The sequence below is a fragment of the Rhodococcus sp. T7 genome (assembly GCF_009872365.1).
Taxonomy (GTDB): Bacteria; Actinomycetota; Actinomycetes; order Mycobacteriales; family Mycobacteriaceae; genus Rhodococcus_F.
This window is the reverse complement of the sequence record NZ_WXYH01000065.1, coordinates 1-13,019: the sequence shown is the minus strand read 5'-3', so window position 1 is coordinate 13,019 and position 13,019 is coordinate 1. Positions and strand designations below refer to the sequence as shown.

Genomic DNA, 13,019 nt, shown 5'->3' with positions numbered 1-13,019 from the left:
GAACAACGACTCATCGCGTCGTCTACGCTGTCAGTCGCCGCATGAAATCCGGTGTCCACTCCCGAGGGGCAACCTCAGTCGTCGATGACCACCGATGCTTGTCCGTCGACCAGTGGCCGCACCAGGATCCCGTTCCAATGGAAGCCACCACGAATGTCTTTCAGCTTGAAACCCGAGTTGAACGCGGCAACCAACGACGGCATCACCCACCGGCACCCGAGCGTCTGCCGGGTTTGGCGAACTGGAAGGCTGCTCGGTGCCCTCCATCAGATGAGCGTCACCCCGCGCGCAGAGGTCTGCCGCGCACCGGCGACCACGCCGCGGTGCGCGGCATCGGGTTGGAACACCGCGGTATAAGACAAGGGCGTGCCTTCCGGGCCGGCACGACCCGGTGACCACATGACCGGTGGCGTGTTTGCCGGGTGCGGCAGCAGCGGCAGGGCCAGTCGCGGCTGCTGCGTCCCGGCCGGGAACACCGGGAACGTGCAACGAGGGGGCGAGCTGACTCAGGTCGGGTTGCGCGTTCGACGGCGGATGCCGCGTGTAGAGCCAGTTCTCGTACAGGTTCAGTAATGGGGCGGCGCCGTGGTCGCGCAGCCACGAGGAGGATTTGTCCTGCCACGTCGCGTAACCGGGAGCCAGCAACGCCTGGGCATACGACATCGCGGCGGCAAGGACCATGGTGGTCACGGCCACGCCGACGATCCGGCGCGCTGTCCGCCGACCGGCGCGCCGACGTGGTGGCGGCGAGGTCGGCGGGTGAACCGGCCTGTCCTTGGTAGACGTCATGGCCCACTCCTGCCCTCATGCCGGCTATTACTGCGAGGGTGGCCCCAGCCCAGTGTGGACTCGCCGAGAAACCGCTCACCGATGAACGAAACTCCAGGTCACACCCGATACTGGCTGAGAGTGTGCGGCTTCCTCAGCGTCACCACAGCACCCCGCGCCAAGACTGCAGGCGTGAGACACGCACTGACACCGTCGCGCTTTCGACGCCGACTCGCCCGGTTCGGCAGGCTGCGCGGCGGCGCCCACGACCTTGCTCACCGAGGTGCAGCACGACCGTGCTACCGCTGGCCCTGCTCGTCGCAGGCACAGCGGTGTTCGCCGCGACGGATGGCTGAGCCCGTCGCGCGAGCGTCGCCGGGGCCCGGGCGCATCGACACTGCAAGTCCTGGAGGACACGGGAGTTGGCGTCGGCGTTCGCGGCAACCGAGACCGGTGCCTGCTGGCTGTCCGGTCATCGCCCGGAATGGCCGTCAGCAACCACGCGATGACGACGGGGCCGCGGCATGAGCATGGCACTGGGGGATCGGCATCCTGGATGTGCCGACGTTGCTGGGCGCCCTCGGTCTGCTCGGCGTTCTCGGCGCAGTGTTCGTCGAATCCGGGCTTCTCGTCGGCTTCTTCCTGCCCGGCGACTCGCTGTTGTTCACCGCCGGCGTGTTCGCCGCCCAACTTCAGCCCTTCGCGCCCCTGTGGGTGCCGGTGATCGCCATACCTGTCGCTGCGATCCTGGGCGATCAGGTCGGTTACCTCATCGGCCGACGCGTGGGACCGGCGGTGTTCGACAGTCCCAGCGCGACGAGGCTGGGACCGAAGCAGCTCGAGCAGTCGCGGCGCTTCTTCGACCGCTACGGGCCGCGCACCGTCCTCCTCGCGCGATTTGTACCGGTCGCCCGGACCATCGCCCCGGTGATGGCGGGAGCCTCCGGCATGCGCTACCGCACCTTTGTGACCTACAACGTCATCGGGGGTGTGCTGTGGGGTACGGGCGTACCCGTCCTGGGATACCTTCTCGGCGGGATACCGATCGTGCGCAACCACATCGAGGTGATCCTGATCGCGGTCGTGGTGGTCTCCTTGGTGCCGCTGCTGATCAATGCGGTGCGCACCCGACGACGTCGCGACTCCGTCGGCGCAGCCGCGCACAACCATCCCGGACGTGTCGGCGAGCCCCGCCGACACCCCAGCGTCGACCAGTTCGACCTGCACCACCCGACCAGCACAGAACCGTGGGGGCACCGCAGATGTATGAATGACCAGCACTCGTGCTGCCGCACCACGCATCGTGCGAGCGTCCCAGTGACCGTTGCCGCGCACAGCGACTGGAGCAATCATGAAGAAACTCCCCCAGATCACCGCCATCTTCTGGGTGATGAAGATCGCCGCCACCACGCTCGGCGAAACCGGTGGTGATCTCCTCGCCCAGACCCTGAACATCGGCTACGCCGCAGCCTCGGTGTTGTTCATCGGACTGTTCCTCGTCAGCCTCGTCACCCAGCTGAAGGCCAAGACGTTTCATCCCGCCCTGTATTGGACAGTGATCGTCGCCACCAGCACCGCAGGCACTACCATGTCCGACTTCCTCAACCGCTCCGCCGGACTCGGCTACGCCAAGGGCGCACTCATTCTCATCACCTGCCTGGCCTGCGTCTTCGCCATCTGGAGTCGGTTCGGCGATACCTTCGATGTCGAACGGATCTGCACCTTCCGAGGCGAGTTGCTCTATTGGACCGCCATCTTGTTCTCCAACACCCTCGGCACCTCGCTCGGCGACTTCCTCGCCGACAGTTCCGGTCTCGGCTTCGCCGGCGGCGCCCTCCTGATCGGCACCGTGATGGCGTTGATCCTCGGCGCCCACTACTTCACCACGTCCTCCGGCACTGTCCTTTTCTGGGCTGCGTTCGTGCTGACCCGCCCGCTCGGTGCGACGGTCGGGGACCTGTTCAGCAAGCCGCACGACAAAGGCGGATTGGCGCTGGGGACGGTGGGCTCATCGGCAGTGCTCGCCGTGATCTTGCTGGCGCTCATCGTCTACACCCACATCCGCCACCAAGAAACCGTGGCAGACCGCGAACCGGTCCACGAACGGTCGTGATGGCTCATCTCCCAGCCGTTCACGCGGCCCCTGCACCCCACCGCAGCAGGCAAGCGGGCGATTTTCTCACGCATCCTCGACGTGTGGAATACGGCCTCCGTTCGAACCCGAGAGCATCGACAGCTCGTCTCCGCCTCATCCCCGATGAGGACACCGGCCTCCGAGGACGTCCTAACCTCCGCAACGTTGTTGCACGGCAATGGTATTAGAACGGAATCGGCTGGCTTCTCAGCGAATTCTCAACACAGGTCCCGTACCGTCAGGCAGATCCCGACCGACATTGAGTCCATCATGGTCTCGCCGACACCAGAATCCACACCTGCCGAACCGGCCGCGCCGCGAACGAACCCCCAGCCAAGCGCGGCGCCGACGACCCCGCCGAACCGAGACCCAGCAGCAATGCGGGTTGGGCCGTGGCATCGCTCGTGTTCTTCTGGCCGCTGGCTTTCTCCGCCTTCAACCATGCATTCGATGTGTATCCACGGTGGGCGAGCGGCGACGTCGAAGGCGCCGTGGACGCCTCCCGCCGGGTGCGCCGGCTCGGGCAACTGTCGCTGTGGATCGCCGGCGGTCTACTCCTTCTGGCGGTGATTCTTTACACGATCCTGGCCATCGTGCTGATCGCCCAAGGCGGTGACGGAGACCATGAGTGGGGTCGTGAGATGCGTGGATAGTCCCCTCGTTATCCATATCCTGCAGCCCACCGATCGTTGCGCTGTTCCCGTTCGACGCTCGTTGCGACGAGAGGAACACGGCTGCCCGATGACGACCGTCGATTCAATCCATCTCAATACATACACGCGAAAGCAGCAGGCACTGGTGCATCACCCGCCGCTGCGCGTGATGCACACGCGGTGCAGTGGAGGTGGTAAACGATGTTGGGACGCCCGACGACGCTCGCACAGTGCCCACTGACCGTGAGCGGATGCGCACACGATTCGCGGATAGCATCGACGGGCTGACCGGTGGCTTGGCCGCGACATGCGCGCTGACCGTCACCGCGGTGTCGGATGCGACGAACGCGCTGCTGGATGCGGACCTCACTCTGGCCGAGCGTGTCATCGACGCGAGCGGAGCACTCGAGAATGACGCCACGACCTGGGAGCAGCGGGCGTTCTCGCTGCTCCCGCTGCAGGCGCCCGTCGCGCATGATCTGCGTGTCATGGTCGGCGGCCTCGTGCTGTCGGCGACCTACGACGCATGGGTGGACTCGCCGTGCACATAGCCGAGAGTAAACGATCACCCAAGCCGAGCAATGGCCTCACGGGGTACAAGCCGCTGTCGACATCACTCTGCTCGGCCGCTTCTACGAACGATTCTGTGACCACACTGCTGAGATCGGCGGCGGGTCATTTTCCTCGAGACCGGAAGCCTGCCGGCCTAGGACATCTGGCCCCAGCGGCCGAGCCCCGGCGGGAACGATCGGGCAAGCACACAGTGCGAGAGGACAAGTCCGTGTTTCGATCCTTTGGTGGACTCGACGACCGCGGATCTTATGCTGCACCGCACGACCGAAAAGGCCGTGTGTGTAGCCACCACTCCGGATCGTCCACGAGTCGGTGATGACCGCTGCCGCAATCGCGAGGAGTACCGGTGCTGTTGCGCCTGCCCGGGGTATATCCGCCACAGGCAGACACCTGGTTGCTGGCACAGGTACTCGCATCGCAGAAACTCGGACCCCGTTCCCGGGTCCTCGACCTGTGCACCGGAACGGGGGCACTGAGCCTGGGGGCCCTCGCGGCGGGCGCCGGCCGGGTGACGGCAGTGGACCTCTCCCGCCGCGCTAGGCTCAACACGCGGCTCAACGCCGCGATGCATCGCCGGTCGATCCGGGTCGTGCGCGCGGCGACCTGACCGCTCCGGTCCGCGCCGACAGGTTCGACCTGGTGGTCACCAATCCTCCCTACGTTCCCGCCCCCAACGATGAGCTGCCAAGCCGCGGGGGCGAGCGGGCGTGGGACGGAACGGACGGGCACTGCTCGACCGGATCTGTATCGAGGCACCGGATGTCCTCTACGCGGACGGGGTACTGCTGATCGCCCAGTCCTCACTCAGCGGAGAATCGAGATGATACAAACATCCTCGAAGAACAGGGGCTGCGCGTCGACATCGCAGCGAGGGCCGAGGTCCCGTTCGGTCCGGTTCTCTCCTCGCGCATCCAGATGCTCGAGGTACGCGGTCTGATCACTCCAGTGCACAGGGCCGAGGAGATCGTTGTCGTGAGGGCAGCGGCATGACCTCGTCGATCGATGGGCCGCCCTCGGTGTGCGCCCTGCCGGGGCGACCGGAGACCCTTCCGCTCACCGGGGCGTAGAAGGCCATCTGGTTCGCACAGCATCTCTCCCCCGAGGTGCCCTTCGTCATCGCCCAGTACACCGAACTCCGCGGCTCCGTCGACCTCGACCTGCTGACCGCCGCCAACCAGCGGGCCCACCGCGAACTCGGCGCCGGATCCGTTCGGCTCGTCGACGTCGACGGTCACCCCCACGCCGTCGTCGTCGCACCGGCCGCGAACGTATCGGTCACCGTCGTCGACCTCAGCGCCGAAGACGCGCCGCTGGAGGCAGCTCATGAAATGGATGCGACGGGACCGCAAGATCTCCCTCGACATGTACGACGAGCACCTCGTGGTCTCACACATCCTGCGGCTCACCGACAGCCGCTGCTTCTGGTATTCGCGCGCCCACCACATCGCCCTCGACGGATACGGCGCGATGACACTGATCGGCCGGACCGCCGAACTGTACGTCGCCGCCCTCGAACAGCGGGAAGCTCCCGCCCATCCGGTGGTGCACCCCGGGCAGCTGCTCGACGAGGACCTGCGCTACCAGCAGTCCGACCAGAGACGCCGCGATCGTGATTTCTGGGTTGGCGAGACAGCGGACCTGCCGGACGCAGTGACTCTCGGGCGCAGCAGCACACCCGGCGCAGCGGCACACCGGGTCAGCGGCGCCGTCTCCGCCCGGGGCAACGCCCTCGTCGACCGCGGCGGCTCCGTTCGGCGGCGGTGATCGTGTCCGCGTTCGCCGCCTTCCTCGCCCTCATGACCGGCGCCGAGAACATCCTTCTCTCACTGCCCGTTTCGGCCAGAACTAGTGCTCTACTGCGTAATTCCGCAGGATCAGTATCGAATATGCTGCCGTTGCGGCGACGGCGGGTCCGCTCGTCCACGGTCGGGGAGGCGATGAAACCCACCCAGGCGGCGTTGACCGCCGCCCTCCGCCACCAGCGGTATCGACGCGAGGACATCGGACGCGACCGCCATTCGGGCGCAGCCGCGTCTGCCCCATCCGATCCGGCGCCGTTCGGACCGGTCATCAACCTGATGATGTTCACACAGCAGATCTCCTTCGGCGGTGTGACCGGACAGGTGCAGGTCCTGACCACCGGGCCGACCTCGGAACTGGCGATCAACGTGTACCCGGGATCGATCGGATCGTTGCCGCGCATCGACTTCGAAGGCAACTCCACCGCATACAGCCACGACAAGCTCGGCGCCCACCATCGATGGTTCATCGCGTTCCTGGACACGTTCGCCGCCGCGGACTCCTCGACCGCGATCGCGGATCTCGGCCTCTTCCTTCCGGGTGAGCGCACCGGTTTCGTGCCCGCATCCGGTGCCGCGGACTGCCCACCGAGCAGTATCCCGAAGCGGTGGCGTTGCGAGCAGACGAACGGGCGCTGACCTATGTCGAACTGGATCGGCGGTCCAGCCGGGTGGCCCGGGCACTGATCTCTCGGGGCACCGGCCCCGAAACGCTTGTCGCGGTGGCGGACTCCAGATCGATCGAATCAGTGGTAGGCCTCTGGGCGGTGGTCAAGTCCGGAGCCGCGTTCGTTCCGATCGACCCCTGCCATCCTGCCGATCGCATCACGTACACCGTGGCGGACTCGGGCGCCGCGATCGGACTCGCCGTCTCGCAGGCACGTGATCGACTACCCGACTCACTCAAATGGCTTGCGCTCGACTCCGAGGAACTGTGCGGTGATCAGCGATCCGGACCCGTACACGACCTCGAACGCACACACTCCCTCCGCCGCGACCACCCCGCCTACGTCATCTACACCTCCGGTTCCACCGGCACCCCGAAGGTGGTGCGTCGTCACCCACGCCGGACTGGCGAACCTCGCTCAAGAGATTCGCGAGAAATACGGTATCTCCACAGCGTCCCGTCTCCTGCACCTCGCTTCACCGACGTTCGACACCGCCCTGGTCGAGATACTGGCCGCCGCCAATGCCGGCGCCACCCTGGTCGTGGCCCCCGCAACCGCCTTCGGAGGTCGGGAACTGGCCAAGTTCCTGTGGGAACACCACATCACCCATCTGCTGGCTACCCCTTCCTCCCTGGCGACCGTCGACCCGGCAGGTCTCGACGAGTTGCAATTGGTGCTGGTCGGCGGCGAACCGTGCCCGCCCCCGCTGGTCCGACGCTGGGCCCAAGGCCGTGACATGCGAAATGCATACGGTCTCCCACCGAAACCACGTGCAGTGTCACCTTGACCGACCCGATGGATCCGTAGTCACCGGTCACGATCGGCCCCTCATGCGCGGGGTGCGCGCCGTGGTGCTCGATCGGAATCTGCGTCCGCTCCCCCGGCGCCACCGGCGAATTGCATCTGAGCGGAGCGGGTCTCGCCCGCGGCTACCACCTACGTCCGGGTTTGACCGCCGCCACGTTCGTCGCGAACCCCTTCGGCGAACCGGGCTCGCGTATGTTCCGCAGCGGAGACCACATCCGCTGGTCGACGAACAGCGAATTCGAGTTCCTCGGCCGGGCCGACGATCAGGTGAAGATCCGAGGTCTGCGGATCGAGCTCGGCGAGATCGACGCGGCTCTTTCGGACCATCCCGACATCACCTTTGCCGCACCGTGGTGCATCGCGGGTCCACCGGGAATCCGGTGCTCGTCGCGTATGTATTGCCGCGCGAGCCCGAGACGTTCGACGTCGAGCAGCTCCATGCACGAGTCCGGCGGTTCCTCCCCGATTACATGGTCCCCGCGTCAATCATGCTCGTGGACTCGGTACCCCTGTCCCCCACCGGCAAGCTCGACCGTGCGTCGCTGCCCTATCCCACCTTCGAGGACGGCGCACGGTCTCGACGAGATCCCGAGACACCGACCGAACACGCCGTCGCCGACGTGTTCGCAGGTCCTCGGTGCCTCCGCGGTCGGTGCCGACAGCTCGTTTTTCGACCTCGGTGGCGACTCGCTGTCCGCGACCCGAGTGGTGTCCCGGATCAATGATCGCTGGGGTACCGATCTCGGGGGGCGGGACGTGTTCGACGCGCCCACGGTTGCCGCGCTGGCCACCCGGATCGGCGAATCGACGCGCGATACGGATCGCCACCGGCTCGGCGCGATACCCCTGCCCGACCGACTCCCGCTTTCCCCGGCACAGACTTTCATCGACAGAACCGTCACCGCGCCCGCCCACTACAATATTCCGTTCACCCTCCGTGTTCGCGGCGCGTTCGACCACACCGCTCTTCGACGTGCGGTCGCCGATGTGCTCGAACGGCACCGGCCACTGCGGACCATCTACCCCGACACTCCCGCCGGCCCCTACCAACACCTGCTCGCCGACGCCGTCCCCGACCCCCGCCGACGAAGAAACATCAGGGCGGTCCTTACAGCTGGATTCGACGTCCGAACTCATCCACCCCTCCGGATTCGGGTCTTCGAATTCGGGCCCGACGACCACATGATCGCCTGCACGTTCCACCACATCGGCGTGGACGGGTGGTCGTTGGCGCCGTTGGCGCGCGACCTCGTCCTCGCATACAGCGCGCGGGCGGACGACTCGGCGCCGCAGTGGCAGGACCTTCCGGTGCAGTACGCGGACTACACCCTCTGGCGGCGGGCTGTCCTCGGACAGCGAGGATGACCCCGGAAGTCTCGCGTATGCCCAAATCGACTATTGGACAGAGGAACTGGCCAGGATTGACCGGAGCGCTCTCGCTCCCGAGTGATCGCCCCCGACCCGAGAAGTGGTCCTACGGGGCGGCGCGCCTGCCCTTCGCCATCGCCCCGGCCGTCCATGGCGCACTGCTCGAGGCGGCGCGCACCCACCATACCGGCCTGTTCACGGCACTGCACGCAGCGGTGACGCTACTACTTGCCCGGCTGAGCGGCGCCACCGACATCGCCATCGGCGCTCCCGTCGCCGGACACGGCCACCCGAGCCTGGACGACGTCGTGGGAATGTTCGTCAACACCGTCGTCCTGCGCACACAGGTGGAGTCGACCACGACCTTCGACGACCTGGTGGCCCGTTGCTCGGGACATCGAGTTGCGGGCGTTCGCGCACGCGGATGTGCAGTTCGAGCGCCTGGTGGAGATCCTCGATCCCGCACGGTCACCGTCGTTGCACCCGTTCTTCCAGGTCGCGATCTCGCTCGAAAACTTCGCCCCCGCCGAACGCGATGTCGACGGACTCACTTCGACATCACGCCCAGTCCGCTCGACATCGCGAAATGCGATCCGCATTTCTATTTCACCGAACGGCACGACGGCACCGGTGCACCAGACGGTATCGACGCCAAACTGGTGTATTCCACCGATCTGTTCAACAAGGGCCTACGCGCCGTCCTCAGCACACGGTCAGAACTGTGACCACACCGCAGCCTCCGCCACAGCTGACCTTCAGCGCTTTCTCAGCACGAATCTGAACAATTGGCCCATGTCCACTGTCAACGGTTTACCCGTACATGTACTGCTCGTCCATTTCATGGTGGTACTCGCGCCGATGACAGCGGTTCTCGTCATGTTGTGCAGCGTGTGGCCGACCGCCCGGCATCGACTGGTGTGGCCGACACTGGTGCTCGCGGCCGTCACCACTGCTTTGACCCCGCTGACCACCGACGCCGGGCAATGGCTCGAAAAGAATGTTACTGACACTGCTGCCGTGGATGCGCACACCGAACGCGGCGACACCATGATCTACTTCTCCGCGGCGCTTCTGCTGATCGCACTGGCCATCACCGCGGTACACCTCCGCGAACGAAAGGCGGGACCGTCACGCCCGCTCACATGGATCGTCGCGATTCTCGCGATCGTCGTGGCGGCCAGCACCATCGTGCAGGTCTACCGAATCGGCGAGTCAGGTTCGCGCGCGGCCTGGGGTGACGTCGTCCCCGGTGAGGCTCCATGACCTACTCAGGAAGCTATCTCAACTCCCGATCGGTCGCTGCCGGACGAAGCAGCCGAGCAAGAACGATCTGAACGAGCGATCTAGACGCGCGACACATCGTCAACCCCGACCTCCACCGCCACGTCCGGACCTGCGAATCGCCGGCATGTCGGAGGCGGTCGCTGCCCCTCTCGGGCAGTAATGTCCACATCCCGCTAATGTCCACATCCCGCTGGAAGCGCGCCCACCGTGCCATTGCGCCGACGTGGCGGCGCTTCGAGAGCTGGTGCACTGGTCACGACGACACGGCGTTGCCCGCGTATCCGAAGACGGCGGCGGCCTATCTCATCGAGGCTCTGCCTGCGGTCCCCCGGAGGCGATGGGCCTTCCATCGACGACATATCGACCGCAGCGTCTATGGAACCCCAAAAAAATCCGCGAAATTCGGGACGCTCACCTCTGACTCCCCAAGATCGGTAATCGGCGTTTCTTCTGGAACCGCGCTCAGTTCGGTGGCGCTGGAATGGAAGTTCTCACGCCCGTGGTTGTTCAGTTGCAACCGCCGCCGTTTCCGCAGTCGGAATATCCTCCACCGCCGTCGAAGCCGCTGTAACCGTAGAAGCTGCCGGCGGCGCTGCCCCCCCTGCACTGCTGGTGATGCGGTAACGCCCGCCGTTGCTCGTGGCCAGACGATCTGGTCAGAGCCTGATGGGGCACTTCCGCCGAATCTCGATGACCGTACTCATGCCCGCGCAGCAGTCCCGGACCTCGGGGCTGATCGCGGCGAGTATGCGGAGCGCGTCGTTGTGCCGGGCGGTGATGTTCACGCCGAGCAGGGGCTCCATGTGCGAGACGCGGTTACGGAGGCCGTGCAAACGCCCGCCCCGGTCGGCGACGATGTACCCATTGGGATCATTCGTGTTGTGGGGGAATGCGTGACGCAACGCCTGCTGCCACAGGACCCGCCGTCCGCCATAACTGAAGCGTCCTGGATTCGGTAGAGACTCCCGGTTTACGCCACCTCACTCGAGGTGGTCTGTTGATGGTAGCGATCTTCGTACTCGACCGGTGTCAGGTAGTCGAGTGCGGAAAGCCGGCTGTTGTTGTACCAGTGCACCCACGCAGCCGTTTCGCGTTCGAGTTCGGCCCTCCCTTTCAGTATCGGATGGCGGCCGAGGAGCTCGGTCTTGTACAAGCCGATCGCCGATTCCATGAGTCCGTTGTCGAGGGCGTCGCCGACGCTGCCGATCGATCCGACGATGCCGGCTTCCTGCAGCACATGGGTGAAGGCCAGCGACGTGTATTGGCTTCCCGCATCGGAGTTAAGCCGAGTTCGGCTTAACTCCGATTAAGCCGAGGTTTTCGTTAAGCCGAGGAAGTGCCTGTATTTCTGTGCTGCAGAGATTTCTGAGGAATTCTTCGGCTTAATGATTGATTGCCTGGCGTACGTTTGTCGGTGTCCATTGCCCCAATGGGAAGGATGTTGCAATGGACAAGACGAGCACCAAATCGGTGCCGTCGTTGTCGCCGACATGCGTCTCCTCGGCCACGAAAGGTACCAACCACCACCATCTTCTACACACTCGCCACCATCGACCTGACGCGCGCCGCCGTCAACGCCGCCTCCTCAACCCCGGCGCCCCGCCGAACACCACCTCACCGAAAACGCACTGCGATCCTTCTGCACCTTCGATGAATCGGAAACGTTAAGCCGAAAAATCCGACCGACATAAGCAGCTGACCAGCCCTAACCCTGAATTCCTCGGCTAACGAAAACCTCGGCTTAATCGGAGTGATGCACCAAACCGGTTGCTGTGAAGTGGAAGTCGTGTCGACGTCGGGTGAACAATACTTGTTCGAGCACCGATGTGACCAGCGGAGTAGATTTGCTGGTCATCACTCGCCAGCCGAGGATCCGGCGGGAGAAGACGTCGACGCAGAACGCGGTGTAGCAGAATCCCGACAACGTCCAGGTGTAGGTGAAGTCGGCTACCCACCACTGAGCCGGGTGGGTCGGTGTCGACCATGCTCGTCCGATCAGAGCCGGGTGACGCGGCGCGGTATCGTCGCTTCTCGTGGTGACAATGCGGTGCCGGCCGCGGACGGCGCCGGTGATGCCGGCCATCGTCACCCAAGTGCCGCAGCCTCACGGGCGACAGGGGGCCGGCGGCGGATGCCGCCGTCCGCAGGCCATCGTGCTTCATCTCCACGACCATGCCCTCATTCTCGTGTCGAAGACAGGACACTGCCCACGTCAGAGGCTCGCGCAGGCCAAGTCACGGAACCATCGACCGCCGGCAGCGTCGGCCGTGACGCCCATAAGATACGACGACAAAACGACATACACCCCTGAACGATCCGCCGCTGACATCTGGGTGAGCGCTAACACGGTCCGCCCTCACACCGACAGGAGCACCCATGTTCAAGTTCTTTCGTCGCAGATCCGCAACCGCCCGCGATCAGCCGGGGGTCGAACAGAGCGTGGAATCAGCATCGCCGGCGGACCTCGCGCGCCTCAGGCTATTCGCGAGCGAATTCGCCGTCAGTGGTCCCTTCGTCGATCCGGACAGCGACGAGCACGACCTCTGGCAAGCCGGCAAGCTCGTCCCCTGGTACATCAGCCACCTCCTCGACAACGGCCGACACTCCGGGCCCACCGTCGACATCGCCTGCCACGCAGAAGAACCCACCGTCGACCTATGGGAGGCCGGCCAGGCCTACCCGACCTGGGATCAGACAATAGCCCTAGCCCAACTCCTCGACGTGCGAGTACGCGACCTCACCCACCCCGACGCGCGCCCGCGCCACCACCCGAACCGCCCCCAACGCCGGCGTCGTGACCTGGCCATCCTGTCATTCGAGCCGTCCGCGGTCCACGCCGCGACAGAGTGCCGCACGATTCTCTGACCCGCAGCAAAGCCGCCATGGCAGCAACCCCATCCGGGCTTCCCCGCCAGTCGTCACCGCGGTTGCGATGTCCGTCAGGCAGGAGTGCGGTGCGGTGCGC

General features: G+C 65.4%; 13 protein-coding genes and 7 pseudogenes. 15 read left to right on the top strand and 5 right to left on the bottom strand.

Going from position 1 to position 13,019, the window contains the following annotated elements; all coding sequences use genetic code 11:
• Positions 1 to 74: 74 nt before the first annotated feature.
• Entirely contained in the window at positions 75 to 203 is a 129-nt protein-coding gene (locus MLGJGCBP_RS53195) for a hypothetical protein (protein WP_258085249.1), read from the bottom strand.
• Positions 204 to 1,326: 1,123 nt separating this feature from the next.
• Here MLGJGCBP_RS53195 and MLGJGCBP_RS08920 point away from each other — a divergent pair.
• From MLGJGCBP_RS08920 to MLGJGCBP_RS51570, 9 genes and pseudogenes are all read left to right on the top strand, one after another.
• The gene (locus tag MLGJGCBP_RS08920) at positions 1,327 to 2,199 is read left to right on the top strand and encodes a DedA family protein (RefSeq protein WP_012686829.1); all 873 of its coding nucleotides are present in this window, start codon (positions 1,327 to 1,329) and stop codon (positions 2,197 to 2,199) included.
• Entirely contained in the window at positions 2,120 to 2,881 is a 762-nt protein-coding gene (locus tag MLGJGCBP_RS08915) for a COG4705 family protein (protein WP_012686828.1), read from the top strand. The genes MLGJGCBP_RS08920 and MLGJGCBP_RS08915 overlap by 80 nt, the downstream gene beginning before the upstream one ends.
• A 413-nt stretch (positions 2,882 to 3,294) precedes the next feature.
• Positions 3,295 to 3,555, top strand: a complete 261-nt coding sequence (locus tag MLGJGCBP_RS08910; RefSeq protein ID WP_012686827.1) for a CD225/dispanin family protein — start codon at positions 3,295 to 3,297, stop codon at positions 3,553 to 3,555.
• Positions 3,556 to 3,806: 251 nt separating this feature from the next.
• Positions 3,807 to 4,265: pseudogene (locus MLGJGCBP_RS08905) on the top strand (phosphate signaling complex PhoU family protein).
• A gap of 209 nt (positions 4,266 to 4,474) precedes the next feature.
• A pseudogene (locus MLGJGCBP_RS08900) lies at positions 4,475 to 5,118 on the top strand (HemK2/MTQ2 family protein methyltransferase).
• 333 nt (positions 5,119 to 5,451) lie between these two features.
• Positions 5,452 to 5,892, top strand: a complete 441-nt coding sequence (locus MLGJGCBP_RS53190) for a condensation domain-containing protein (RefSeq protein ID WP_012686824.1) — start codon at positions 5,452 to 5,454, stop codon at positions 5,890 to 5,892.
• Between the two features lie 2 nt (positions 5,893 to 5,894).
• A complete protein-coding gene (locus MLGJGCBP_RS53185) occupies positions 5,895 to 6,566 on the top strand; it encodes a condensation domain-containing protein (protein ID WP_268960731.1) in 672 nt (223 codons plus the stop codon).
• Positions 6,536 to 6,919, top strand: a pseudogene (locus MLGJGCBP_RS51575) (AMP-binding protein); the annotation flags it as partial. The gene MLGJGCBP_RS53185 and the pseudogene MLGJGCBP_RS51575, both read left to right, overlap by 31 nt.
• Complete coding sequence (locus MLGJGCBP_RS51570) at positions 6,867 to 7,382, top strand: AMP-binding protein (RefSeq protein WP_236581714.1); 516 nt, start codon at positions 6,867 to 6,869, stop codon at positions 7,380 to 7,382. The pseudogene MLGJGCBP_RS51575 and the gene MLGJGCBP_RS51570, both read left to right, overlap by 53 nt.
• A 149-nt stretch (positions 7,383 to 7,531) precedes the next feature.
• Here the strand turns inward: MLGJGCBP_RS51570 and MLGJGCBP_RS53705 are convergent, their stop codons facing one another.
• Positions 7,532 to 7,729, bottom strand: coding sequence for a hypothetical protein (locus MLGJGCBP_RS53705; protein WP_236580985.1), 198 nt, complete (start codon positions 7,727 to 7,729; stop codon positions 7,532 to 7,534).
• Positions 7,730 to 7,752: 23 nt separating this feature from the next.
• Between MLGJGCBP_RS53705 and MLGJGCBP_RS53175 the strand changes: the two are divergent.
• From MLGJGCBP_RS53175 to MLGJGCBP_RS08890, 5 genes and pseudogenes are all read left to right on the top strand, one after another.
• A pseudogene (locus MLGJGCBP_RS53175) lies at positions 7,753 to 7,869 on the top strand (hypothetical protein); the annotation flags it as partial.
• A pseudogene (locus tag MLGJGCBP_RS51560) lies at positions 7,841 to 8,140 on the top strand (phosphopantetheine-binding protein); the annotation flags it as partial. The pseudogenes MLGJGCBP_RS53175 and MLGJGCBP_RS51560, both read left to right, overlap by 29 nt.
• Before the next feature lie 18 nt (positions 8,141 to 8,158).
• Positions 8,159 to 8,767: a condensation domain-containing protein gene (locus MLGJGCBP_RS53170; protein ID WP_258085261.1), complete on the top strand. Its 609-nt coding sequence runs from the start codon at positions 8,159 to 8,161 to the stop codon at positions 8,765 to 8,767.
• Between the two features lie 56 nt (positions 8,768 to 8,823).
• Positions 8,824 to 9,495 (top strand): condensation domain-containing protein, encoded by a 672-nt coding sequence (locus MLGJGCBP_RS53165; RefSeq protein WP_258085248.1) that lies wholly within the window; start codon positions 8,824 to 8,826, stop codon positions 9,493 to 9,495.
• Between the two features lie 67 nt (positions 9,496 to 9,562).
• Positions 9,563 to 10,033, top strand: a complete 471-nt coding sequence (locus MLGJGCBP_RS08890; RefSeq protein WP_012686818.1) for a DUF2231 domain-containing protein — start codon at positions 9,563 to 9,565, stop codon at positions 10,031 to 10,033.
• Between the two features lie 677 nt (positions 10,034 to 10,710).
• Here the strand turns inward: MLGJGCBP_RS08890 and MLGJGCBP_RS51550 are convergent.
• The 3 genes and pseudogenes from MLGJGCBP_RS51550 to MLGJGCBP_RS08875 all read right to left on the bottom strand — a co-directional run.
• Positions 10,711 to 10,956, bottom strand: coding sequence for a hypothetical protein (locus MLGJGCBP_RS51550; protein ID WP_012686817.1), 246 nt, complete (start codon positions 10,954 to 10,956; stop codon positions 10,711 to 10,713).
• 68 nt (positions 10,957 to 11,024) lie between these two features.
• Positions 11,025 to 11,336: pseudogene (locus tag MLGJGCBP_RS08880) on the bottom strand (transposase); the annotation flags it as partial.
• A gap of 462 nt (positions 11,337 to 11,798) precedes the next feature.
• A pseudogene (locus tag MLGJGCBP_RS08875) lies at positions 11,799 to 12,125 on the bottom strand (DDE-type integrase/transposase/recombinase); the annotation flags it as partial.
• 305 nt (positions 12,126 to 12,430) lie between these two features.
• Here MLGJGCBP_RS08875 and MLGJGCBP_RS08870 point away from each other — a divergent pair.
• Entirely contained in the window at positions 12,431 to 12,919 is a 489-nt protein-coding gene (locus tag MLGJGCBP_RS08870) for a hypothetical protein (RefSeq protein ID WP_012686814.1), read from the top strand.
• Positions 12,920 to 13,019: the final 100 nt, after the last annotated feature.